Source organism: Fuchsiella alkaliacetigena (assembly GCF_023227765.1).
GTDB classification, from domain to species: Bacteria; Bacillota; Halanaerobiia; order Halobacteroidales; family Acetohalobiaceae; genus Fuchsiella; species Fuchsiella alkaliacetigena.
Genome location: NZ_JALKBZ010000010.1, coordinates 23971 through 47408, shown reverse-complemented (window position 1 = coordinate 47408; position 23438 = coordinate 23971). Strand labels below are relative to the sequence as shown.

At 36.4% G+C, this 23438-nt stretch carries 26 protein-coding genes; all 26 read right to left on the bottom strand.

Going from position 1 to position 23438, the window contains the following annotated elements:
- Positions 1 to 34: 34 nt before the first annotated feature.
- Positions 35 to 517, bottom strand: coding sequence for a D-glycero-beta-D-manno-heptose 1-phosphate adenylyltransferase (rfaE2, locus tag MWH30_RS04495; protein WP_248662863.1), 483 nt, complete (start codon positions 515 to 517; stop codon positions 35 to 37).
- Positions 518 to 526: 9 nt separating this feature from the next.
- Positions 527 to 1003 carry a ribonuclease toxin HepT-like protein gene (locus MWH30_RS04490; protein ID WP_248662862.1) on the bottom strand — a complete coding sequence of 159 codons (477 nt, stop codon included), beginning with the start codon at positions 1001 to 1003 and terminating at the stop codon, positions 527 to 529.
- Positions 1000 to 1353 (bottom strand): nucleotidyltransferase family protein, encoded by a 354-nt coding sequence (locus tag MWH30_RS04485; RefSeq protein ID WP_248662861.1) that lies wholly within the window; start codon positions 1351 to 1353, stop codon positions 1000 to 1002. Before MWH30_RS04485 ends, MWH30_RS04490 begins: the two co-directional genes overlap by 4 nt.
- Before the next feature lie 283 nt (positions 1354 to 1636).
- Complete coding sequence (locus MWH30_RS04480; protein ID WP_248662860.1) at positions 1637 to 2632, bottom strand: bifunctional heptose 7-phosphate kinase/heptose 1-phosphate adenyltransferase; 996 nt, start codon at positions 2630 to 2632, stop codon at positions 1637 to 1639.
- Between the two features lie 60 nt (positions 2633 to 2692).
- On the bottom strand, positions 2693 to 2950 hold the full coding sequence (locus tag MWH30_RS04475) for a hypothetical protein (protein ID WP_248662859.1): 258 nt from the start codon (positions 2948 to 2950) through the stop codon (positions 2693 to 2695).
- 98 nt (positions 2951 to 3048) lie between these two features.
- Positions 3049 to 3840, bottom strand: coding sequence for an ATP-binding protein (locus tag MWH30_RS04470; RefSeq protein ID WP_248662858.1), 792 nt, complete (start codon positions 3838 to 3840; stop codon positions 3049 to 3051).
- 41 nt (positions 3841 to 3881) lie between these two features.
- Positions 3882 to 4484 carry a D-glycero-alpha-D-manno-heptose-1,7-bisphosphate 7-phosphatase gene (locus tag MWH30_RS04465; RefSeq protein ID WP_248662857.1) on the bottom strand — a complete coding sequence of 201 codons (603 nt, stop codon included), beginning with the start codon at positions 4482 to 4484 and terminating at the stop codon, positions 3882 to 3884.
- A gap of 115 nt (positions 4485 to 4599) precedes the next feature.
- Positions 4600 to 5169 carry a phosphatase PAP2 family protein gene (locus tag MWH30_RS04460; protein ID WP_248662856.1) on the bottom strand — a complete coding sequence of 190 codons (570 nt, stop codon included), beginning with the start codon at positions 5167 to 5169 and terminating at the stop codon, positions 4600 to 4602.
- A gap of 81 nt (positions 5170 to 5250) precedes the next feature.
- Positions 5251 to 5799, bottom strand: a complete 549-nt coding sequence (locus tag MWH30_RS04455; RefSeq protein ID WP_248662855.1) for a hypothetical protein — start codon at positions 5797 to 5799, stop codon at positions 5251 to 5253.
- A 68-nt stretch (positions 5800 to 5867) separates the two neighbouring features.
- On the bottom strand, positions 5868 to 6449 hold the full coding sequence (locus tag MWH30_RS04450; protein ID WP_248662854.1) for a phosphatase PAP2 family protein: 582 nt from the start codon (positions 6447 to 6449) through the stop codon (positions 5868 to 5870).
- Between the two features lie 8 nt (positions 6450 to 6457).
- Positions 6458 to 7126 (bottom strand): hypothetical protein, encoded by a 669-nt coding sequence (locus MWH30_RS04445; RefSeq protein WP_248662853.1) that lies wholly within the window; start codon positions 7124 to 7126, stop codon positions 6458 to 6460.
- Between the two features lie 108 nt (positions 7127 to 7234).
- Positions 7235 to 8713 carry a hypothetical protein gene (locus MWH30_RS04440; RefSeq protein WP_248662852.1) on the bottom strand — a complete coding sequence of 493 codons (1479 nt, stop codon included), beginning with the start codon at positions 8711 to 8713 and terminating at the stop codon, positions 7235 to 7237.
- A 10-nt stretch (positions 8714 to 8723) separates the two neighbouring features.
- Positions 8724 to 9512 (bottom strand): hypothetical protein, encoded by a 789-nt coding sequence (locus MWH30_RS04435; RefSeq protein ID WP_248662851.1) that lies wholly within the window; start codon positions 9510 to 9512, stop codon positions 8724 to 8726.
- A 14-nt stretch (positions 9513 to 9526) separates the two neighbouring features.
- Entirely contained in the window at positions 9527 to 10294 is a 768-nt protein-coding gene (locus MWH30_RS04430; protein ID WP_248662850.1) for a hypothetical protein, read from the bottom strand.
- Between the two features lie 39 nt (positions 10295 to 10333).
- Positions 10334 to 11194, bottom strand: a complete 861-nt coding sequence (locus MWH30_RS04425; protein ID WP_248662849.1) for a lipopolysaccharide kinase InaA family protein — start codon at positions 11192 to 11194, stop codon at positions 10334 to 10336.
- A 28-nt stretch (positions 11195 to 11222) separates the two neighbouring features.
- Positions 11223 to 12122, bottom strand: a complete 900-nt coding sequence (locus MWH30_RS04420; protein ID WP_248662848.1) for a BUD32 family EKC/KEOPS complex subunit — start codon at positions 12120 to 12122, stop codon at positions 11223 to 11225.
- 33 nt (positions 12123 to 12155) lie between these two features.
- Positions 12156 to 12998 carry a lipopolysaccharide kinase InaA family protein gene (locus tag MWH30_RS04415; RefSeq protein WP_248662847.1) on the bottom strand — a complete coding sequence of 281 codons (843 nt, stop codon included), beginning with the start codon at positions 12996 to 12998 and terminating at the stop codon, positions 12156 to 12158.
- On the bottom strand, positions 12998 to 14203 hold the full coding sequence (locus tag MWH30_RS04410) for an O-antigen ligase family protein (RefSeq protein ID WP_248662846.1): 1206 nt from the start codon (positions 14201 to 14203) through the stop codon (positions 12998 to 13000). Before MWH30_RS04410 ends, MWH30_RS04415 begins: the two co-directional genes overlap by 1 nt.
- Before the next feature lie 25 nt (positions 14204 to 14228).
- On the bottom strand, positions 14229 to 14981 hold the full coding sequence (locus MWH30_RS04405; RefSeq protein WP_248662845.1) for a lipopolysaccharide kinase InaA family protein: 753 nt from the start codon (positions 14979 to 14981) through the stop codon (positions 14229 to 14231).
- Positions 14982 to 15196: 215 nt separating this feature from the next.
- Positions 15197 to 16021, bottom strand: coding sequence for a lipopolysaccharide kinase InaA family protein (locus MWH30_RS04400; protein WP_248662844.1), 825 nt, complete (start codon positions 16019 to 16021; stop codon positions 15197 to 15199).
- Positions 16022 to 16108: 87 nt separating this feature from the next.
- Entirely contained in the window at positions 16109 to 17149 is a 1041-nt protein-coding gene (gene waaF, locus MWH30_RS04395; RefSeq protein ID WP_248662843.1) for a lipopolysaccharide heptosyltransferase II, read from the bottom strand.
- 2 nt (positions 17150 to 17151) lie between these two features.
- Positions 17152 to 19488, bottom strand: a complete 2337-nt coding sequence (gene waaF / locus MWH30_RS04390; RefSeq protein ID WP_248662842.1) for a lipopolysaccharide heptosyltransferase II — start codon at positions 19486 to 19488, stop codon at positions 17152 to 17154.
- Between the two features lie 21 nt (positions 19489 to 19509).
- A complete protein-coding gene (gene hepT, locus MWH30_RS04385) occupies positions 19510 to 19926 on the bottom strand; it encodes a type VII toxin-antitoxin system HepT family RNase toxin (RefSeq protein ID WP_248662841.1) in 417 nt (138 codons plus the stop codon).
- Positions 19919 to 20323 (bottom strand): type VII toxin-antitoxin system MntA family adenylyltransferase antitoxin, encoded by a 405-nt coding sequence (mntA, locus tag MWH30_RS04380; RefSeq protein WP_248662840.1) that lies wholly within the window; start codon positions 20321 to 20323, stop codon positions 19919 to 19921. The genes hepT and mntA overlap by 8 nt, the downstream gene beginning before the upstream one ends.
- 81 nt (positions 20324 to 20404) lie before the next feature.
- Positions 20405 to 22333 (bottom strand): LPS-assembly protein LptD, encoded by a 1929-nt coding sequence (locus tag MWH30_RS04375; RefSeq protein WP_248662839.1) that lies wholly within the window; start codon positions 22331 to 22333, stop codon positions 20405 to 20407.
- Positions 22334 to 22454: 121 nt separating this feature from the next.
- Positions 22455 to 23429: a hypothetical protein gene (locus MWH30_RS04370; protein WP_248662838.1), complete on the bottom strand. Its 975-nt coding sequence runs from the start codon at positions 23427 to 23429 to the stop codon at positions 22455 to 22457.
- Between the last annotated feature and the right edge of the window lie 9 nt (positions 23430 to 23438).

Sequence of the window (23438 nt, the reverse complement as noted above, 5' to 3'; positions counted from 1 at the left end):
TATCTCTTGCTCTTAATTTTTTATCTATCCTCTATCATCTATCATTTATCCTCTGTATTTCCTCCACGATATTAGTAGTAGAGGCCCCCTTAACCTCCTTAACCAGCTCTATCTTGCCACCGTAACTAGCCACCACCTCAGCCTCTGGCAGCTCCTCTACGCTATAATCACCACCCTTAACATAAATATCCGGCTTCAACTCCCCAATCACTCGCTTAGCCGTCAACTCCTCAAAGATCACCACATAATCTACCATCTCCAAGGCAGCCAACATCTCCGCTCTCTCTTCCTCCGGCACCACCGGTCGCTGCTCACCCTTAAGCTGCTTCACCGAAGTATCGCTATTAATCCCCACCACTAATAGATCACCCTTAGCCTGAGCCGCCTGTAAGTACCTAACGTGACCCACGTGCAAAATATCAAAACAACCATTTGTAAACACAATCTTCTGCTTAGCCCGCCTCCGTTCCTGCAAAACTTCCTTCAATTCTGCTAATTTCACTAGTTTATCTAACATACTCCATCTCTAACTCCCTTCCGCTTCCATAAATTTAATAAACTCCTCTAGCTCATCTTCTACCTGCTCAAATACCGCAGACAACTCAACAACTAAAGGCTCCAATCTCTTTTTAGATAAATTAAAGGTATAAACATTCCTCACTATATGACGAAACCCTCTATACTCATCCAATTCATTAATAGTTTCCTTAGATAATATCGCTCTCCTAACCTGCTTAATTTCTACTCCCATTTGTCTTAGCAAATCCCGATGCCAAGAAGCTCCTTCCGGCTTGCTCTCATCTATCTCCGTAGCTATCAGCTCAAAAACCCTTTCCAGCCCAGCATAAAATCCGTGTAGATTCAAAGCCACACTATCTAGGTATAAATCATCATTACTCTTTTCCACCCGCTGCCAAGCCTTCTCAACTCTCTCAACAACTTCTTCTAAATCACTAAGCTCATCCTCAATCCGGCTTATCAACGTAAGATAGCGTTTATTCATACTTCCACCCCCTCATTCTCTACCGTCTCAGCTAAAGACTCCTTGCAGTCATCAATATCTATCAAATCCACCTTAAACTCCTCAACTAACCCCGTCACCGCTCCCACCGCTGCATAAAACTTCTCCGGAGCAATCCCCCGAGCCGCTAAATCAATATCCGACCACTTATTAAATCTCTCCTGCTCAGCCAAAGAACCAAAAATCCAGACCTGCTCAGCTCCATACTCCTCCTTCAACAACTCAGCTGCTTTTCTAGCTGCTGTTAAGGCTCTTTGATAACGCTGCTCCAGCTTCCTCTGCTCCTCCTCTTCATCAGCAAATAAAAGCGGATACTCCTCATCTCCACTCATAACAATTCACTTCCCTCACAATATAAAGCTTATTTTTAAGTAATAGTTGACAATACAGAATTTAATTATTTAAAGATTTTAAATGTCTCTATTCGTGTTGATTCAGCCCAAGACTACTTCCTCAAGGATTATCATCCCCAGAGTAATGGCTAGCTAAAGTTCTAGCGTCGTTTCAGGGCGCGTGGTTCCAAAGTTCTTGAACTTATCTTTTAAGGTCTAATCAGAACTTAGTCAGATTTTAGTCAGTGTCAAATTGGTTTTGACTTTGAACTTTATCTATCCTTTATCCTCTATCCTCTATCATTTTTCTAACTTCTTCCCGATCAGTAGTAGCCACTCCCGCCTTACGCACCACAATTCCCGCCGCATGATTAGCAATCCGCATCGCTTCCTCAAAAGCAGCTCCGCTAGCCAAAGCCAAAGTCAAAGCTCCAATCACCGTATCTCCAGCCCCCGTCACGTCGAACACCTCAGTAAAGTTAGCCGCCGGAATATAAGTACCGCTCTCTCCGGGCTCCGTAAACAAAGCCATTCCTTCTCCACCGAGAGTAATCAACATCGCCTCTGCTGCCAACTTCTCTAACAAAGCCTGTCCTGCTCTATCTATCTGCTCTCTAGAATCCAATTTAAAGCCTAATACTTGCTCTGTCTCCTCTTTATTAGGGGTAGCAATACTTATCCCTTCGAAGCTCAATAACTCGTATCTAGAGTCCACTGTCACCAGCTTCTCTTCATCTCTAGCTAACTCAATCACCCGTTCCTTAATCCGAGGAGTAAAGACTCCATTCCCGTAATCGGAAAGAATCACCGCCTCTACTTCCGCTATTACTTCCTCTACATAAGCCAAGAGCTTTTCCTCTATCTCCGGGTCAACATGGCTATTTTCTAACTTATCAATCCTGACTACCTGCTGCTTGACCGTCTGTCCTCCGCCAGCCAAGATTCTGGTCTTAACCGAAGTAGGCCTACTATCGTCTACTATCAAACCATCTGTCTTAATCTGCTTTTCAGCTAGATACTTCTTAAGCCGCTCTCCCATCCGATCAGCACCAATCACTCCCGCTAAATAGACCTCTCCACCTAGATCAGCTACATTATTGGCTGCATTGGTACCACCACCAGGCAGTATCGAAGACTCATTATGGCGCAAAATCAACACCGGGGCCTCCCGAGATAAACGCTCCGGCTCCCCAATAATAAACTCATCGGCTATTATATCACCGACGATCAAGATTTTCTGTTGATCGAATTTAGATAAATATGATATCAAGTCCGTCATTATTAAGACTAACTCCCTTCTGCAATCTTATTTCCATCTCTGTGTAAAAATCCTTCCGCATCAATCATTGAACTTTGCATTTATCTCTTCAGCAACTTTTTCTTTATAAGTTGTAGATGATTCTGTATCCCCAGTTCCAGCTACCCCAAACAGATCTTTACCCAACTCATAAAGTCTAGACCTTTTTTCATACTCATCTCTAATTTTCCGCTGATACTCTACAGCATCTTCATCAAGGTCTTTTAACAAACCCTTAAATTTACTCGCTTCTGTTTCTTTTTCATCTTTATTCTCACAGGGTTGATTGCTCTTTGGCATATTATCCTCCTTATCAAAAATGCACTAGTTTTAAATCTTTCTCCACTTCATCAATTATATAAGGACTTATAGAGTTTTCGGTTAATCCATTCAAACTATTATAAATATAAAGCCACTTTAAACTCTTCTCCAATCTCCTCAAAAACAACCTCTTTATCTAACTTCTTTGCTTCCTGATAAACCATTGGCAAGCCTCTACCTAACTTATCCACATACCTCAAATTTTCCATAAACTTAACAATTACCGGATTTACCGCATAGGAAACCCCAGCCTTTAGCTTTTCAATAGTCACAGTATTAGGCAAGCGACCCGGATTAATAAACTCAATTCTATCATCAAAGAATAAGATCCTGATCCGGGAGCCATGAATCGAATAGTCTCTGTGTACACAGGCATTTACTATTAACTCTCTGAATACTTTATCCGGATAAGTTTTATTTTTAGCTACTCTCTTAGTCCCTACTATCTCCGAGGAATTAACTATATTATTTTTAAGCAAAGAAAAAGCAGTATCAATCTGAATATCTAAAGTTCCTTTAATTACCTGCTTATCAATCAACTCCGCAGCAATCTCCTTACCTTTAAAACGAGCAAAAGAAATTGAAGCATTTAACAGATATCTTTGCGGATTTATACCAAAAATAAGCAAACCACCGACAGTTGCTTCATTATCCTTGGTTAAAATATCGATATTGCGTAACAATCTTATTTTTTCTTCTTCGCTTTCATTGATAAAGTCAACATCATATCTGGAAAAATACTCATCAACTTTGCTTAGATTAATATCCTTGAGAGAACTCCCTTCCACTCCAGTAACATCGAAGTGAAAAATTCCAGATTTCTGAAATAATCTAAGTAACTCCCGTTGCGAAGCATCTTTATTTGTCATATTAGCTCCCTCTTTTATTGATTTTATCTTTTATCTATCCTCTATCCTCTATCCTTTATCCTCTGCTCTCCCAAAATCCACTCCACAGCCTCATACAGATCCTCAGCTATATAGTCCGGCTGCACCGTCCATTGATCCTGCTCATACTCATATACTCCCCGACCATAGCCAGTTAAAACCAAAATTCCCTGAGCTCCTACTCTTTTAGCAGCCTCCACATCGCTGATCTTATCGCCGATCATATAAGACTGCTCCAAATCCAGATCAAAATCCTCCGCTCCCTGCTTAAGCAGGCCCGGCTTAGGCTTACGACATTCACAGTCCTGACGATACTCTCCCTCGCCTACGTCGGGATGGTGTTTACAGTAATAAATTTTATCTAAATAAGCATTTTCTTCAGCTAAAAGCCGCTCTAGCTTCTGGTGAACCTCTGTTATTCTCTCCTCCGGAAAGTAACCTCTAGCTACCCCGGCTTGATTAGTAGCTAAAAGAGCCTTAATCCCTTTTTCATTTAGTAGTTTAATAGCAGCCGCAGTTCTCGGTAACAGCTCGTATCTAGCCGCATGGTTTACATAACCGATCTCTTTACTTACCGTTCCGTCTCTATCCATAAAAACTCCTACTTTATCTAAATCAACTGTCATTTTCTAAACCTCCTAAAAAATAACCTTCACTTCTTTTATTCAAGCTTATATTCTTATTATATCATTTCCTCAAATTATTAAAAACTCAAATTCAAGCTCCTTCTATAGTCAAGTTCTACCACTCAATCAAATCCATAGTCCACTTCGTAGTATAGTGACCCACTGCTGAACCAACAACTACATCAGAAAACCAATGAGCATCTTCATAGAGTCTACTAATAGCAACTAAGGTTGACCAAGCGTAAGCATAGCGTCTATACTCCGGATAATGTTCAGCAATAGCAGTAGCTATAGCAAAAGTACCAGCTGCATGACCGGAGGGAAAAGACATGTTGCCAGAAAAAGGTTCGTATTTCCGCTCTTCACTCCGAGGTCGTGTTTTCCCTGTTACTCGCTTCAGTGTCTCAGTCACTGTATGGCTAGCTAAAAAACCAGTTAAAGCATCCATCCTTAGTTCATAATTAGGAATCGAAGCCACTATTGGAATTAATAAGCTAGTACTTCCTGTCCGGGTTATATTACTCATAGTATTATCCACCCAGCCCTCATCAGTACTTTTTACAAATCTTCTTACCTCTTCATCTAGCTTCAAAATAGGGCCCGCCGCCCGTGCCTCATAATAGCTAAATCCAACTAATAAAGAAGTTATTAATAAGATAATTACTAAAATACGTTTATACTTCATAGCCCTTCCTCCTAAATAAAAATTAAAGTATCTCAAAAGCTAAAGAAAAAAGCAAAAACATCTCACTGTATAATCTTTACTTTAGAATTTCACTCCAAAGGTCAAAGTATCCCGCCCCCTGTTTGGCCCTGGATTTCCTAATATATCTTCATAACCTTCTCTATATCCATTAGACATATGCCGAAAAGCTACATAGTAATTTCCACGCCCAACAGCAACCGACTGAGTAAACATATTATTAGAGGATAAGTGATTATATTCTTCAGCCTCTCCTCTACCAAAAGATACTCGTCCAATTCCAAATGAAGCTTGCCAATAATATGGAGAGTCACCAAAATCACTCCGATAACCTAATTCACCAAATAGATAAGATTTTCGCTCTTCAGCCTCTCCATCTAGTGAACCCCAAAACACATGCAAATACACATTGCCTTTTTGGCGACCATACCCTAGCTGAGAAACCTGTAAGGGATTAAAGTTATGATCTGGTATTTTACTAAAACTAGTTGTTATAATCGGCCCTACTTCAAAGGTGAAAAAATCCTCCGCATAAGCTGTTCCTCTACCTAACGATAAAGTCAAAAACAATATAATTAATATAGTATTTAAACGAAAGAAATATTTTGGCATCTGATCCAACCCTCCTTAAGTTTAATTTTAAAAAAAGCTCCAAAATATTTCAGAGCTTTTTAGAACTTTCACCATCTATATTCTACAAACTTAGCACTAGCATAACCTAAGCCTGCCCCAGCAACTACATCCGAAGCCCAGTGAGCATCTACATACAAGCGACTAATTCCTACCAAAGTAGCTAAAGCATAAAGTCTATTTTTATACTCTGGATAATATTCTGCCATAATAGTAGCTAAAGCAAAAGCTGTTGTCGTATGTCCTGAGGGAAAAGCACGGTTACTAGCACTCGTGGTATAAGGTTCGTAAGTAATCTCCCCCTCTGGTCTACTCTTTCCAATCCCATATTTAAGTATAGTAACTGAAACTGAACTAACAAGTAAGGCCTTATAGGAATCATAGCGAGCTTCTCGGTCAGGTAAAATAGTAGCTATAGCAAAGTTCACCTCTCCTAATCCTAAATGCGTAATCACACTCATAGAATCAGACCACAAACCTCTATTCGTTTCTTGAACAAAATCCCTAATTTTTTGATCAGGACTAGCTTTAGTCATATAAGATGTACTTAACATATAAATAAACGCTATTAATAAAACAACTACCAATCTCCTAAATAATAATCTTTTATTCAGTTTTAAAATACTATGCATCTCCTCTCTTAAAATTTATAACCAATTCCAAATAGTCCATGTAAAGCTAAATTAGGCACTCTAGCCTCTTCGCCTTCTTCACTAATCGGCATTACAGCCCGAGCAGAAGTAGCTTTTCCTTCCACAGTAGCAAATAATTTTTCCGTTAATTCAAAGCGTCTGCTAACCGCGGCTTGTAAAGCAGGGCCCGTTAAATAATAACCAGTATCTAAAATACCACCCTCTTCAACAAATCGTTCTTCCCCAGCCATTGTCACATCCGGATGAGCCAACACCATTCCTGCTCCTAGACGATAATCAAAGTTATTAATATTCCAAGCTCTATTAATCGTAAATATATTGTAACCATGCGTGACCTCAAAGTTATCAATATCCTCATGTTCAGTCTCCAAATAGAGCTTATGATGAATAAACTCGAACTCCCAGGCAGCATTATCCTTCCACCTAGCAACTCTTAAAGAATAATAAAGTGGAGTATCGAAAGGCCTGGTAGCATAATCAGCTCTATCAATCTTTATCTCTTCCCCATCCTCTTCTTCAATCCGCAAAACTGTTTCTAAATTATAAACTACCCCACCCAAAGCCTCCAAAGTCCAATCAGTACTAGCCAAAGTTGGAGTAGTAGCAGTAATAGTTAAAAATATAGCCATCACTATCAACAAACTTAACTTTCTCATCTTGTCCCCCCTTCATCCTGCTTCAACTAATAATAATTTCCATATCATTAATAATTCAATAGTTTTCCTGAAAGTCCTTTATATCAATAAACAAAAAGCATACTTTACTTAGAATTTTAAAATATAGTCAATATAGAGTCTATTTCCATCGCTTCGCTGATCCCTCACTTTATCCTCTCCATATAAATAACTAAGATTAAAGTTCAGAGCTCTCCGTTCAGAAATACTGTACTCTACTCCATTCTTAAAATAAATAAAGTTAAGCTCTTCCGTATCCAGTTGAGTGATCAACTCATTATTAAAAATCAACTCCGGTCTTAAGTAAGAACTTCTATCTGCTCTAAAAAGAAGCTGCGACTCTATATTTTCAGTATCATCTCGCCACCGAGCTTTATAATCAGCCTTTAAATCAGTCTGCTGACTTAACTTATAATCAGCTCCTACTCCAGCTACTAACTTCCTATACTTCTTGCTCAGATAATCCTTTTCTTTATCGTAGTCTTCATCTTCAAAACTATCAGGATCATACTCCGCCTCTTCCCAATCCAAGTCCCAATAGTCATAATCCTGAGCCTCTAACTTAAAACGAGGACTAAAGCTCTCCTGCTTATAACTACCCTCTAGATAGACAGCAGTTACTCCCCGCTTTAGCCGATCAGCATATACAAGCTGAAAGTCCTTGCCGATCTGTTCAGCTCCCAAAGATAAAGTAGCTTGATCACTTTGCGCAGTTAAAGCAGCTCTAGCTAATAGATCGCTTCTCTCGTCATCAGGATGATCTACTATCTTATCATTATAACTAGAGTTAGAAGTATTATAGACTATCTCCGCCTCTCCGCTAAGCAGTTGGGTAAACTCAGTCTCCGTAGCTAGAGCAAGATTAACTAATTCATTATTGTTAACAAAGTAATACTTCCCAGTAACAATACTACTCCTTAAATCTCTACTCAAAACTAAACCGGAATACTTTTTCTCCCAATTAGGATCATTTTCATATAAGTAGTCTGGATTATGTCCACCGTGAAAGGTTCTTAAATCGAAGCTACCTAAATCACTCTGCATATCTAAGCCCTTTAAGTCTTTGCGGTGTAAAAAGTAATCCTCAGCCTTTAATTCAACTAAATCTCCTATAGCTAGGTCATAATTAGCTCCCTCCACTTTCAACAAAGCCCGATATAACTCCAAATCCCGCGGCGGATCTCGTCGTTCAGCTAACTTATCACTATCAGTATCAACCTGTCTTTTATTTTCGATAAAATGACTTCTAGCTAATATATCCAACTGAAAGTCCGTTTGCTCATTCAAATCCTCTTTAAACCTAAAAGCATACTCCTGTTTAAAAAACTCATTTTGAGGTAGCTTTAGTATATCCTCAGTAGTATGATAGCGCTCATTATATAGATATATATTTAAGTCCAAGAGTTCGGGGTGGGCCCAAATCTCACCAATCAACTCCTCTTCACTACCGTAATAAGCCTTATCGTAAATCGTCCTAACTTCACCAGATATATCCACCTCGGCTAAAACAGGATTAGCAATTATTGAAATCAAAAACACTAGTAAGCTTAACTTAAACACTCTCTCCATCTTTAGCCTCCTACAACTGTTTAATATTTGCTTTATTATTTTCTGTAAATAGATCATCCTGATTATATCGCTCCTGTACTACCTTTAATGATTTACGTAAAATATCCAAATTAAGTTCATTAACTGAGCTTTGTTGAAGCTGCTTTTTTATCCATTGGGGATGGATATAGTTTATTTTAAGCGGTATCGTATCTATGTCTAAAATCTTGGCTATAGCTAAACGATGCCGACCCTTGTCCATCTTGATTATTTCTCCATTTCTACCGATCCCTGCTCGACCTAGATCATCTCGTATCCTATCAGTTATTTTATCAAGATATCCGTTCGCTTCCATACTCTTAAAAACGCTTATATAGCGCTTAAAATAGCGATTAATAACTTCCTCTTTGCTCTTCATCTTCGGGCCCTTATGCTTAACACTTTCCCCATCTTCTATTAAAGCCATCATTTCCTGATAGCGTTCAGTCTTTTCATAATTATAATTATATCGGTGTAGCTCTTCCATCTGCTGATAAGTCTCGTGCTCCACAAAAGGAGTAGCTTCCAAATCCCAATCACCAGCTACCACAAATAAGTCTTTAATTAGTCTTCTTTCATTAAAAAAAAGAGCTATAAGTTCTTTTTTAGAAGAGTTATGATATATCTTCTTACATCGTTCTTTAAATATAGTATGGGGCTTTCCATTATATAAGTTAATCTTAGCTGGGGATACTTCAAAAGTAGTGATTTTTCCCATTTTTCTTTTTAACATATACTTTCTAAAGGTAATCAAGTGATAAAATACTTCTGCCAATTTCATTATTCAACCTCCATTTATAATTTAGCGCTTGCCTTGTCATCCTCAACAAATAACTCTTCTTGCTTATACTTCTCCTGTAGCCTCTGCAATGACTCACGCAAGAAATCCAGACTAAGCTCATTAGCTGAGCTCTGTTCAAGCTGCTTTTCTATCCATTGCGGATGAATATACTTAATCTTAACCGGAAAGGACTCTATCCCCACCAGCTGAGCTATAGCTAAACGATGCCGACCCCGCTGCATCTTAACTATCTCTCCCTTTCTGCTAATAGCAACATAGCCTAAGTCATCTAACCTTTTATTAATATAGCCTTTCTCTTCCATACTCCGAAAGGTCTTTATGTAGCGACCAAAGTAGCGTTCCTCTATATCTTCTTTGCTCTTCATCACCGGGCCCTTGTGCTTAAAGGTCTCTCCTCGTTCAATCAACTCCATCAGTTCCTGATAGCGTTCTGTCTCTTGATAGTTATAATTACAATTATACAACTCCTCCATGTGCTGATAAGTCTCATACTCCCGATAAGGAATAGTATCTAAATCCCAGTCCCCAGGAATTAAATACAGCTTGCTTAACAAACGCTCCTTATCTGTTAATAACATCTTTAGCGCCTCAGTCCACAAGGACTCTTTAATAATTCTTTTACAACGACTTTTAAAGTGACTATGCGGTTTAGGATTATACAAGTTAATCTGCCGAGGATTTACCTTAAGCACCGTTGCTTGACCAAGCTTCTTTTCAAATACAAACTTTACTCCTTTAGCCAAATAATAAGCAATCTTCATCTGCACAACCTCCATCATTGAATTGACATAAATTAAAAATTATAAAAAAGCAGACAGCTTTTCATTAGCTGCAACGATATTCCGCCGATCTTTTTTAATCATCTTCTTCACAATCAATTTATTGAGTTTATAGTTCAGTTTTTCAAAATCAAAGTCCTTACTACAGTTAGCGATAAACTCCTGCAAAAATAAATCTTGCTCTCTCTTAGTCAGCGGATGATGTTCGAGTTTAAATAATTTTTTATGTAATTTAGAGACAATCCTAGCCAAGGTATGTAAAGCCACTATCTTAGGCAAGAAAGGAAGTGCATAAACACTATCAATATCTATTAAAGTCAGTTCAAACTTATCTTCATCAAGATTAACAAACAGATTATCCAGTCCTGGATCTTGATGGATAAAGTTATTACCGATAAACCTTCCCCAGAAGCCAGCTAAAGCTTTAATTAATCTTTGCTGACCACTTAAGCCATTTTCATTTATGTATTCAGCTAATTCTATTCCCGGAGCTTCTTCACTAACGAAGATACTATCCCGACAAAGCAACTTGCGTTTAGTAGCTGAGAAAATAGGTTTAGCCGTAGGAATACCAGCTGCCAATAACTTATGAGCATTCTTCATATTTCTAATTCCTTCAGGTCGACGGAAAAGATTATTTTGTAGTTTCTTATCTATTCTTTCAAAAGCGTACTTTTTCAAGTAGTAAGTTTTATTATCATAGTTTAACTTAAAAACCCTGATCTTTCTTGAAGTACCATCTTTAATCAACTCTATATTCTCTTCAAGAAAATCTTTATCTAACCAAAAATAGTCTATTGCTCTTTGAGAAAGACCTTTAAAATCTGGTGTATTATAATAAATTTTGATTTTGGAAGTATATTTTTCTTTATTAAACTCCAATTCCACACCTCCCCTCTGAAAATTAATCCTACTTGTGCTTAGACCTTGAATAAATGTCTTTCATAATATCACTTTGAAGAATATAATCTTCATAATCTCTTTTAACTAATTTTTTAATAGTTAATTGATTAACATCCCTTACAAACTTTTTAAAATCAATATCTCGTTTATAATGAGCTAAGAATTCTTTAAAAAAAATATATCTCTCTTGCTGGCCGATAAACTCCTCATTTTTAGTCCTAATTAAACTAGAAAAAAATTTTCTAGAAAATCTAGCTAAAGAATGTAAAACTAATTTGTGCGGTAAAAAAGGAAGTGGATAAATATCATCTACATCTACTAAAGATAATTTAAAACCTTGTTGAGCTATATTAATCATAAAATTACTAGGTGTAGGATCTTGATGTAAAAAATCATTATTAACAATATTAGCCCAAATTCTAGCTAAACACTTTATAATATCTAACCCTAGTTCTCGATCAAAATCAGCTAGACTATTTTGTTTAAAATAGTCCCGCATACTAATGCCTTTGAATTCCTTAGTTACAAAAACCCCATCAACTCGTAATAAGGATTTATGAAATGTCATGGCTAACATTGGTTGAACTATAGGAACTCTAGCAGCTAATAACTTTTTTGAAATTTTGAAATATCTTAATCCCTCTGGAGAAATAAGATTTTCTATTTTCTTTCTAAATTTATTTGATAATAATATTTTGATATAATAAACTTCAATTCCTGAATTATATCTAAAAATTATTCTTCCCCTGCGCTGACTTTTTTTTATCAGTTCAAATCCATCCGGAGGCAAATTATAATCAGAACTAAGAAAAGTAATTATATCTTCTTGCAATTGCTTATTTGGTTTACTACTAAAATATAACTTAATCTTAGAATTATATCTTTGTTTTTTTATTTCAAATGCCATTTTAAACCTCACCTTTAATACTAGAATCTTTATCTAGTTACTGTACTTATACCACAGATGTTCTTTTTGCTTTCGCTTTAATCTAGCCTTTGTCCCTTTAATCACTTGATCAATAAAACTCTTTAAGTCAATATTATCCCATTGTAAAGCATCTACCAATTCTGTACAAAATAATAATAACTCCTTTTTCCCCAATTCTAATCCTAATTCATTACAATTAACTATCAATCTTTCATTAAATTTAAATAAGTTTTTCACCACTAATTTCTTAGGAATAAAAGGAAGTTTATAAATATTATCAATATCTACCAGACTTAAATTAAAATCCCCATTATCCCAATTGATAAATAGGTTAAAAAGGTTAGGATCTTTATGTAAAAATTTATTATTATATAATTCTGCCCATAATTTAGCTAACTTGATAATTAACTTTCTTTTAAATTGATAGCTAAAGTTATTTTCTGCTAAATAATCATAGAGATCAAAGCCCTCAACTTCTTTCATAATAAAAATACTATCTACAAATAAAAAATTTCTTTTATAAACTAAAGTAGCTATAGGTTGTACTGCATTAATCCCTGCTGCTAATAACTTAACAGCTGTCTTTAAATTTTTCACTCCGTAAGCTCCTCGAAAAAATCGCTTAGCTATTTTATTAAAACTTTTATAACTATAATGCTTCACATAAAAAGGTTCTTTCTTATACTCCAATCGATAAACATCACTTTTATCTTCCTTAACTAATTCAAAAGAAAGATAACTATCTTTAGCAAATAAAAGATAATCCTTTATTTCAGCTATAAAATCAAAATCAATTTCTACTTCTAAAGGATTATATACTTTAACTTCAGCATACTCTTTTTTAACTACTTCCATCAGTTATCACTTCTTCCAAGCAAATTAGCATAGTAAAATTTATAATTAAGAATAAACAGTATAATCAAAGTAATCCCATTATAACTTCGCTTAGTAACAAAGCTAACTAAACTCTGAGTCAATAAAGCTATGGACATAGCTATAAATGCAATAGCCACAAAATAACCCCACTCTCCCATTTTAAAATTACGATAATTACTAAAAGAGATTTTATATGCTTTAAATATAATAATCAAAAATATAATTAATGAAATTATTCCCTGCTCCATAGCAATTTGCAAATATAAGTTATGAGGATGTCGATGCCGGCTACTCCAAGGTACTTCCCCCATAATTTTTTCTGCCTGCTCAAAAGCCGCCGGTTTAAAATTACCTATTCCTACTCCCAAAACTGGATTTTCTTTGATTAAATCAATAGAAACCTTCCACATATTTAAGCGAGTACTTAATGTGTCTTGATAATTTCGTAATCGATCAAAATCTCGCATTAAGCGTTCTGAGTTTAAAATAGGAACTGAAATAAGAGCTATTAACACTATAATTACTGTTAGTTTTTTCCAATCAAATTCTTTATAAAACATCAATACTATCCAAATACAAATTCCTACTGCAAAACCTACTACAGCACCCCGCGATTGAATAGGTAAGGCCATAATTCCTAGTAGAAACCCTATAACATATAATAAGTTTTTATAAATTGAGCTTTTTTGTGTAAATAATAATGTTAAAGCAAAAAAGACCATAAAACCAGCAAAAGCAGCCCTAGCATTAGAACCTCGAAAAAAATCATTATCAGTAAAATAATCCATATAATAACCATAAATCATCATTAATAGCTTACTAGCAAAAATAATATTAATATATTTTTTTACTTTCTCTAACTTTATCAACTCTAAAGCCATGAAATAAAAAGCAACATATCTGAAAATAGGACTTATCAAAGCATCCAAGCCTCTTGCTAAATTATCTGCTCTAAATAAAGATAGGAGACTAAATATAAAAAATATTACTACATATTTATTAAATTCACTGGAAGTAATTTTAAACTCTTTATAATATAATTTTGTAATTAAATAGGCAATAAATAACAACCCTAAAAAAATATTTCTCATAGCACTCTGAAAAGTAAAAAAGAACATAGCTAATAAAAAAAACTTTTCTAATACATTATTATTTTTAATTTCACTTCTAAAAGCTAATCCCATAAATGATTCACCTCATTATTATATTTTAAATTTGATTTTGATAATCTAAAAACTCTGCCTTGTTAATTAGATCTCTCTTATCTCTATCAATTAATTTTTCAATTATAGCCTTATTAACTTTTGCTAAATATTCTTTAGGATCAACCTTTCTATAATATCTATTAAAAAACTCTTGATAAAAAGTTGCAATTTCTCGTTTATTAATCATTGGAATCCCAGTATCAACAAGAGCTTCAATTACCGAAGCACCAAAGCGAGCTAAAGTTTTAATTTCTATACGACTACTTGGTAAAAATTTTGGATTAAAAGATATAGCATCAACATCTACCAATACAATATTAAAGGAACCTTCCTTAAAGTTAAGCAAAAAATTATCTAAATGTGCATCTTTAAATAAAAAACTGTTATTAAATAGTTTAGCCCAAAATTTAGCTAATTTTAAAATCATCTCTTTTCTCATTTGGAAAGTAATCTTTTCTGTTTGACGAAGATAATTATAAATTGAAATACTTTTAACTTCCTCAGTAACTAATAAACTATCAAAAATAAAAGTTCCTCTCCTATAAACCACAGCAAAAATTGGTTTAGCTACTGAGATACCAATAGCTTCTAACTTTTTTAAAGTTCTAAAGCTTCTAATTCCTCCTTTAAATAATTTTTTAAAACTATTAAAATTAAATAAATATCTAAATCTCTTTTTAAATAGCCTTTTTACATAATAACTTTTATTATTAATTTCTAATTTAAAAACTTGTCTTAATTTTTTTTTATTATCCAACTCATTTTCTGACTTAACCAACTCTAAATCATCATTCTTTAAGATTTCATTACTTTTTTTAAAACTTTCAACTACTTTTTTAGTTAAACCTTTATTAAGTTGAGTATAATCTAACTCATTAGAATAGTAAACTTCAATTTTAGAGTTATAATTTTCTTTTTTAAGCAAATAAACCACCTCTAATTCTTCAAATCTATATAAATATCATTAGAAAATTAACTATTTAAATTAAAAAAGCCTTTGATTTTTTTCTTATACTTACGAAATTTATTCCTTTTCTCCCTTTTAGCTTTAATACAAGGCAACCACTCTTTATATTTGGCCGGAATATAATCTTTTAAAAGCAACTTTTGTTCTTCTTCTGTTAACCTCAATCTAGCTAAGTCCTTAATTCTTTGTTTTTTACTTAATTTATCTTTAATTCTAGCTCGATTTAAGTCAATATAATAAAAGCTAAAACTATCATCTAAATCTTTTACTAAGATATTGCCAACATGCAAGTCATTATGAATTATTCCTTGTTCATGCATTTCATATAATTCTTTCGCCAATTCTGATAATAATTTTTCAAATTGCTGAGAAGAATAATTTACCTTATTTTCAACTACATCACGCAAAGAATAATCATAATCAACATATTCTGTCACATAATAGCTATAAATTAGCTGATTGAATTTTCCCCTTTCCTCTATTACAGCTATAGGTTGAGGAGTTTTTAATCCAATTTTCTGTAAAGCAAAAGCTATTCTCAAAGAGCGAACCGCTTTAGAATCTATAAAACAAAATCTAATTTTGTCATATTTTCTGGTTAATCTAAATTTTTTAACTGCAATATCAGCTTGAAGACCTTCTTCTTTATCTATCTTAACCAAAAGATTTCGTTTATCATGAATCCTTATTCCTGAATCAACTTTTTCTTTTAAAGAATAAAGAAAATCTCTAAAATTATCGCCGTCCCAATCATCATCAATCCACAATAATTTATAACCTTTTTCTGTCTTTTCTTTATAATAATCAACTTTATCAATAACTTCTTTCACTTAAAACCATCCTTTTCAATACCATCATTTTTAAAATGCACTTTAAGTTAAAACTAAAGCCCACAATGAATATATCGAATAATCCCTTTATCCAGATAAAGACTTCAAATCCTTACCCAAAAACCTCTGTTCCTCAATCGCTGCCAACACCTCATCCACCTCTATCAACCGCATACACCGATGATGATCTTGCGGACACTCATGCTCCCCACAAGGCCGACACTGCAACTCCTTCTTCACTACCACGCTCTGTTCACTATAAGGCCGATACTTCTGCTCATCCGAAGGCCCAAAGAGTGTCACCACTGGTGTTCCTACTCCTGCTGCTACGTGCACCGGCCCGGTATCCCCGCTAATCACTAACTCACACTTGCTAGTCAAAGCAGCTAACTCCTTAATAGTAGTCTCTCCAACCGCAATCACCGGCTTAGTCTCCATCATTTCCACTATCTCTTCCACTCGTTCTACATCTCCGGGCCCGCCTAAAAACAATACCTGACAACTATACTCCTCAGCCAACCTATCCCCTAATTCAGCGAATTTCTGCTTAGTCCAACGCTTAGTAGCCCAGCTACCCCCAGTATTAAGAGCCACTAGCTTCTGAACCGTTAACCCTTTTTCTTTTAGCCAAGCCTCCATATTAGCCTCAGCTTCCGAATCCCAGTGGATTTCTACTCCCGCCTGATCCTTGATCTCCAAATCTAAATCTTCTAAAAAAGCTAAATAGTTCTCAACCATATGCCCATCTTCTCGTCTAGGCAGCTCTTTAAACAGAAAGATCCCTCTCCCTTTGCCTCCATAACCTACACTATAGGTGGGATTAATCACTCGCAAAAGCAAGGCAGTACGCCAGTTACCATGAATATTAAAGCCCAAATCATAGTTGTTTTTTCCTACCTCTTTGGCAAAATCCCAACTTTGCCTAATACTCCATTCCTTATCATAGGCATAGATATTATCTAAATGAGGATTATCCTCGATAATCCCTACAAAGTTGGCATTAGCCACTAAATCTATTCTAGCTTGCGGGTGATTCTTCCGCAAGTTTCTAAAGAAAGGCGTAGCAAATATTAAATCTCCCAAGTATAATAAATCTATTACTAAAATCTTAGTAGCTGATCCTCCCATTCTTAATCCCCCTCTAAACAGTCCTTAACCGCTCTAAAAACCTGTTCTACACTTAGCTCTTCCATGCAGGCTCGCTCCTGCTCACAACTACGATCCCAGCACTCCAAACAGTCTAGTCCCTCTAGGCGCACTACTCGATGCTGATTACCGTAAGGGCCATGTGTCTGGGGAGTAGTCGGGCCCATCAAGGCCAGCACCTGCGTATTTACTGCCGCTGCCAGATGCATCGGGCCCGTATCACCACCAATAAAAAGATTCATTCGTTTATAGAGTTCTGTTAACTCCTTTAAATTAGTCTCTCCAGCTAAGTTATAGACCTTTTCATTAAAGCGGGCCCTAATCCCGGCTACTCCTTCTCTATCGGCCGGACTACCGGTCAAAAACACTTCACAATCCAACTCTTCAATTAATCTTTTAGTCAACTGGGCATAATACTCCTCCGGCCAGTTTTTAGAAGTCCAACTGGTATAAGGGTTAATAGCTACCCAGGGAGCTCGAAAGTCCAAAGGCAGCTTAGCTAATAAAGAGTTTATCTTTTTCACCTCTTTTTCAGCAACAGCAAAATCAAAAGTAACTACCTTGCTTTCAGCTCCAATCTCTCTAGCCAAATTTAAGTTTCGCTCCACCTTATGTAAGTCCGGCTCCACTTCAGCTAACTGATTATAAAAAAGACGACTTCCTTCCTTACTATCGGCAGCTCCAACTCGCAAAGGAGCTCGACTAAAGTAAGTAACAATTCCACTTTTAAAAAGTCCATGTAAATCTAAAACTAAATCAAAATCATACTCCTTTAACCCCTTTAAAAAAGAGTAAGCCTTCTTTAAGGTAGCTCGCTTAGCCTGCTTAAACTCCTCCTTCCAGCTTTCTTTAGGAAAGAGTAGTACTCGATTCAAATGAGGATTATTGGCTACTAAATCATAAGCCTTGCGTTCCACAATCCAAGTAATCTCCGCTTCCGGATAGCTCTCCCGCACCGCATTAGCCACTGGCAGCGCATGAATTACATCGCCAATAGCACTTAAGCGGACTATTAAAATATTTTTCCTCAATAAGTTGCTAATTAAATGTAAGTTAGCTTCCACAGCTCCCTGATTATTCAAAATCACTTGGCGGGCCTGTCGTCCCTTACGCTGCAATTGATAACTATTGCGTAAATAATAAACCATCTCCTCTGCCAGCTCTTCACTATCTTCCACCTGCACTCCAGCTTCAGACTCCAGTAACATCTTCGTATTTTCCTTAAAGTTAAACATATGCGGGCCGAAGAAAACCAGCTTTCCACAAGCTGCTGGTTCCAAAATATTATGACCACCCCGCTCAATTAAACTCCCACCTACAAAAACTAAGTCAGCCATACTGTACAGTTTAATCAGTTCTCCAATAGTATCCACTAAAATAATTGAATGTTGCTCCGGATCTCGCTCTTCAATCTTAGTACGACGCACCGTCTCCAATCCCTCTTCCTCAAAAAGCTGCTCTATCTCCTCGGTACGCTTGGGATAGCGCGGGGCAATAATCAACACTAAATCCGGATACTCCTCACAAATCCGCTGATAAACCTCAATCAACTGCTCTTCCTCGTCAGCATGAGTGCTACCAGCTACCAAAATCGGTCGCTGAGGATCTAACTTAAACTGCTGGTAAAGCTGCTGTTGATCCTCCTCATTAAACTCCGGATACTCCTTATCAAACTTAATATTACCGTCTACCTTTACCTTATCCTCCGCAGCACCCAATTCAATAATCCGCTGAGCATCCAGCTCCGACTGCATACTAAAGCAGTCCACTTGAGCTAACATCTCCTTTAACAGTGGACCTAAATACTTAAATCGATCTATACTTTCATCACTAATTCGTCCGCTAGCCACCATCACCTTAGCTCCCGAACGTTTAGTTTGCCGAATCAAGTTAGGCCACAACTCCGTTTCAATCAAGACTATCAACCGCGGCTGTAGCTTTTTCAAAACTCGCCTAACTACCCAGCCAAAGTCCAAAGGTAGATAAATTATCTCCTTCACTTGCTCACCCACCACCTGCTGAGCAGTCTCTCGGCCAGTATCACTCATAGTAGAAAAGACCAGCTGATACTCCGGATGCTTCCTCTTTAACTCCTTAACTAGAGAGCTAGCCGCCATAGTCTCCCCCACCGAAGCAGCGTGCACCCAAATCACCTGTTCTTCCTGTAAATACTTCAAGCTCCGCGGTAGAAAGCCAAACCTTTCCTTAAGACCTTCTCTATATCTACCTTTAATAATCAGCTTATAGAACGCTACCGGTAAATAAAGCACAAAAAGCACTGCTAACAATAAATTGTAGATTAAATAATATAACCTTTTCATAAATAACTCTCCTATATAGAATTACAAAAACTCAGCAAATACTTTTACTAGTCTTTTTAAATCTTCTAAATTATCCTCTAAAACAGAATATACTATCTCTCTATCTATTTCCAAATAATCATGAACTAAAATATTTCTAAAACCCACTATCATAATAAATACATCCCTTATTTCAGCTGATAAATAATCATTTTCAAAAAGAATTTTCGGAATATCGCTGTAAGCATCAACCTTACCTAAATTTTGATCACTAATAATATGATTTCCTATATCCAGAAATGATTCAATACACAGATGTAAAAATCTCTCTGAACTACCATAAAGCAGAGGATCACTTTTAAACTCCCTTAAGCTATAATCAGCCCTTATTTCATTCAAAAAATCTAAATATTGATTAGCTTTATCTATTCTTTTTTGAATTATCTCCTGATTAACCATTGAGTACTCTCTCCTTTAAATATCTTTGCTGTACTTTGAGAAAAGGCCTAAAGTCAAGAAACTGTCTCATTGTCAGAGAAAAGTAGTCATTTGTATCAAAATCAGCTCGCTGATATATAACTTTATTGTGTTTAACAATTTCATGTTTGGTTACTAAATCAGCTTCATTTAAAATAACTAAATCTACCTTACAGTAACCTTTAACTGCTAATTCAGTTAGAATTTCTAACTTTATTTGCTGCTTATAATCTTCAGCCAATACAATACCTAGATCCAAATCACTAGATTTACCTTCTTTTCCCATAGCATAGGAACCAAAAAGATATACAGCTTTAAGCTCAACATAGTTTTTAAATATCCCTCTTAATTCCTCTAGCTGATAATCTGATAAACCCATACTAACCATTCCTATCTAAGTAATTTATTATTATGTAGCTATGAGCTCAAAGCTCACAGCCCATAGCTCACGACTAACAGCTTAATACTTCAACTGCAAACTAATTTCTCCTCTTTGCTCAACAAAGTCCCAATTAGCACCGAAATCCATACAGTCATAAACTCTCTTTACTTCTACTAACTGCTCATCATACTCCTCATCCTCAAAATCATACTCAGCACTAGCATCTACACTCCAATAAGGCCACTCTCCGCTATTAGTTCTATAGCCTATTTCCGCCTTAGCAGTAGTATACTCGCTTTCAGCTAAATGATACTCCAGGCTACCGCCTAAACTAAGGCTAGTGCCACTATAACTTAAAGCAGCTTCCAGATGATCTTTTTTATCGATTTCATCATCGCTAAGTGGTGTTTGACCTTCCTCGGTCAAGTACTCATAGTTAAGAGCTAAGTCAGTTCTACTTCCTAAGCCCTGTTGATAACCTAACTGATAACCATAGGCATCATAGACATCCTCCGTAGCATAAGTAGCTCTTTGTCCCTTTAGTCCCCAATTAAAAGCACCACTACCGCCTATTGTTAGCGAATGACCAGTTAAGTTCAGATCATAATAACGTCGCCAACTAGTCTGATCAGCCTTACTCTCAGTTAAATCATCGAAATCAGCAAATACACTAGGAGTATCACCGCTCTCTCCCACGTGTTGCCAACCCAAATGGATATCAGCTACCGCTGGCAACTGCTGATCCAAATCGAAAGCTAAGCTATAAAGGTCATGTTCTAAGTCTTCACTATCTGTTTCGTAACGGGCCCGATTAAAGTCAGCCTGAGAACTTAAGTTAGTACTATCGGTTAATGAATAGTCATGCTTAACTCCTAACTCCAGCTCTTGTTGGGCTATCTCTTCTTCACTTTTTCTAAACTGCAACTTACTATGACTATATTCAGCCCTACCTAAAAGGCCTGTATTAGCTAACTCGTGCTCAGTCACTCCTAAAGAGAAGTGAGGCTGATAGTTCCAGTTAAGATTATGCTCATAATCCAACTGCCAATAAAATTGATCCTTAGTTTGTGTTAACTGCAAATCTCCAATCAACTCTCGATCACTAATATACTTCAAATCAGAGTCCATACTTAAATTATAATCGAAATCACCATTAAAAATCAAGCGCCCATACCAGTCTTGTTTTTTTATATCTCGTTCTTTGAGATCATCATCGTCATCGTTATCATCATCAGGATTATGCACAAAAATAGGATTTAACCTTATATTTTCTCTCATTTGATAATCATAGTCCAAAACTATTCTATCGCTAGCTTTAGAATTCCATTGATAACTAAGCTCTCCCATTAAGTTGGGATTTACATAGTGGTTATAATCCATCCTTACGTAGGCCCCTTCCTCACTACCATAACCAAAGGTAGGAATTGGCGTCACCACTACTCCTTCCTCTAGCATTACTCGATAAGAAGGATAGGTCAGTAAATGATAATCACCTAGCCAAAACTCTACATTTCTAGCCACTAGCATCTCCCCGGGATAGATAGTAGCCTGACGAGCTACAAACTTATGGTGAGGCTTGTCCTCAATACAGGAAGTAACCATAGCTCTCTCCAGTTTAAAATCATCCTCGCTCACCATTTCAATCCGATCACTGCTTACCTGTAAATCCTCCACTCTACCGCCGCTTTCTAAAAACTCACCTTGCTCCTGTCCGTAATTATAAATTAATTTAGAACCTGTCAACTCCAAGCCATCTTCGATATAACTTACCTCTCCTATCGCCAAAACCTCTTCTTTAACTAAATCTATCTCTAGCTCATCGGCTAGAAGTACTAAATCATCAAACTCTACCCTCACCTTACCAGAAGCTATTATTAACTCTCCAGATTGATTTAAAACCAGATCATCGGCTTCAATACTAAAAGGTGCCTCTCTAGCTCCGGCAGAATAATTGAAAGTAAATAGAATTACTATTACTACAATTAAGATAGCTTTATTTTTCAGCAAAAATCGCACCTCTTCCTAATATCTAAATACCTAGCTTCTTTCCTTAATATTTTCTGGAAAGCAATTAAATCTCCTTTAGGCAATTTCTACTTTATTTAAACGGCAGATAATCTTAAAAAAACTATTCCCTTAACTCCTCTTGTAACCTTTCTCTCTCTTCCTCATCCATAGCTTCTTCGATAGATATTCCCAACACTTCAATAGTTTCACTAAACTCTAATCTAAAGCTCCGTTCAGCTTCAATCACTTGGTTACTACCTCGCACGAAGCTACCGACTACTGCTCCCCAGGGCCCGAAGGTAGCTACTCCCAAAATACTAACCCCAGCAGCTAGCTCACGCCCGCTATATACACGCAAATCATCAGTAGGTACTACCTCTACCTGAGTACCATCTAACATTCTTAAATCAGCAAACTCCAACTCCACTATTCCATCCTGACCTAAAAAATCAGCCTCTGTTAAATTAGTAACCTCTGCTGTCCCTCTAATACCTGCTGCTAAGACCATTTTCCCCTCTACCACCAGATCGTTTACTAATTCGTACTCCACTACTTCTCCTATTTCCAGTTTGCCAGCATCTAAGTCTTCCAAGAAGCTCACTTCTAGCTGTATCCCCTCCGAAACCTCTACTTTTTTAGCATTAATTCTGCCATCAGGCAAACTTTGATTTTTCAACTCTCCTAATCTAGCTACTAAGTTACCTCTAGTAGACTTACCTAATAATAGCTCTTCTAACTCCAAGAGTCTTTCTTCCAGCGGGCCCTGATTAAGCTCCTGCCACAAAATCCATTCTATCGAACTAATAGAAAAGAAAATAGAAGGTCTATTCACACTACTAGTAAAAATCAAATTATCAATTCTATTTAAACGTTCAATTAAAGAGCCCGACATATTTCTCCCGTATAACTTTCTTTCTAACTCTTCCAATCTAATCAAAATAGCTTCTTCACTATTTCGCTCTCCAGTAACTACCTCCTCTAATAAACCTAATCTCTCCACAGAAAAGGTAGACTGCAAAGTTTCAGCCGTAAGACTAGGAGTAACTAGAGCAAATACTAACAAAAATATCAATAAAACACTAATTTTCTCCGGCATAACTACTCC

Excerpts from the sequence above, each read along its gene's own strand:
- MWH30_RS04475 (WP_248662859.1), bottom strand. The coding sequence starts at position 2,950 with ATGCCAAAGAGCAATCAACCCTGTGAGAATAAAGATGAAAAAGAAACA.
- hepT (WP_248662841.1), bottom strand. The coding sequence starts at position 19,926 with ATGGTTAATCAGGAGATAATTCAAAAAAGAATAGATAAAGCTAATCAA.
- MWH30_RS04370 (WP_248662838.1), bottom strand. The coding sequence starts at position 23,429 with ATGCCGGAGAAAATTAGTGTTTTATTGATATTTTTGTTAGTATTTGCT.
- MWH30_RS04490 (WP_248662862.1), bottom strand. The coding sequence starts at position 1,003 with ATGAATAAACGCTATCTTACGTTGATAAGCCGGATTGAGGATGAGCTT.
- MWH30_RS04415 (WP_248662847.1), bottom strand. The coding sequence starts at position 12,998 with ATGGAAGTAGTTAAAAAAGAGTATGCTGAAGTTAAAGTATATAATCCT.
- MWH30_RS04420 (WP_248662848.1), bottom strand. The coding sequence starts at position 12,122 with ATGGCATTTGAAATAAAAAAACAAAGATATAATTCTAAGATTAAGTTA.
- MWH30_RS04430 (WP_248662850.1), bottom strand. The coding sequence starts at position 10,294 with ATGAAGATTGCTTATTATTTGGCTAAAGGAGTAAAGTTTGTATTTGAA.
- rfaE2 (WP_248662863.1), bottom strand. The coding sequence starts at position 517 with ATGTTAGATAAACTAGTGAAATTAGCAGAATTGAAGGAAGTTTTGCAG.
- MWH30_RS04410 (WP_248662846.1), bottom strand. The coding sequence starts at position 14,203 with ATGGGATTAGCTTTTAGAAGTGAAATTAAAAATAATAATGTATTAGAA.
- MWH30_RS04435 (WP_248662851.1), bottom strand. The coding sequence starts at position 9,512 with ATGAAATTGGCAGAAGTATTTTATCACTTGATTACCTTTAGAAAGTAT.
- mntA (WP_248662840.1), bottom strand. The coding sequence starts at position 20,323 with ATGGGTTTATCAGATTATCAGCTAGAGGAATTAAGAGGGATATTTAAA.
- MWH30_RS04480 (WP_248662860.1), bottom strand. The coding sequence starts at position 2,632 with ATGACGGACTTGATATCATATTTATCTAAATTCGATCAACAGAAAATC.
- MWH30_RS04485 (WP_248662861.1), bottom strand. The coding sequence starts at position 1,353 with ATGAGTGGAGATGAGGAGTATCCGCTTTTATTTGCTGATGAAGAGGAG.
- MWH30_RS04465 (WP_248662857.1), bottom strand. The coding sequence starts at position 4,484 with ATGACAGTTGATTTAGATAAAGTAGGAGTTTTTATGGATAGAGACGGA.
- MWH30_RS04440 (WP_248662852.1), bottom strand. The coding sequence starts at position 8,713 with ATGGAGAGAGTGTTTAAGTTAAGCTTACTAGTGTTTTTGATTTCAATA.
- MWH30_RS04455 (WP_248662855.1), bottom strand. The coding sequence starts at position 5,799 with ATGCCAAAATATTTCTTTCGTTTAAATACTATATTAATTATATTGTTT.
- waaF (WP_248662842.1), bottom strand. The coding sequence starts at position 19,488 with ATGAAAAGGTTATATTATTTAATCTACAATTTATTGTTAGCAGTGCTT.
- waaF (WP_248662843.1), bottom strand. The coding sequence starts at position 17,149 with ATGGGAGGATCAGCTACTAAGATTTTAGTAATAGATTTATTATACTTG.
- MWH30_RS04445 (WP_248662853.1), bottom strand. The coding sequence starts at position 7,126 with ATGAGAAAGTTAAGTTTGTTGATAGTGATGGCTATATTTTTAACTATT.
- MWH30_RS04460 (WP_248662856.1), bottom strand. The coding sequence starts at position 5,169 with ATGAAGTATAAACGTATTTTAGTAATTATCTTATTAATAACTTCTTTA.
- MWH30_RS04450 (WP_248662854.1), bottom strand. The coding sequence starts at position 6,449 with ATGCATAGTATTTTAAAACTGAATAAAAGATTATTATTTAGGAGATTG.
- MWH30_RS04470 (WP_248662858.1), bottom strand. The coding sequence starts at position 3,840 with ATGACAAATAAAGATGCTTCGCAACGGGAGTTACTTAGATTATTTCAG.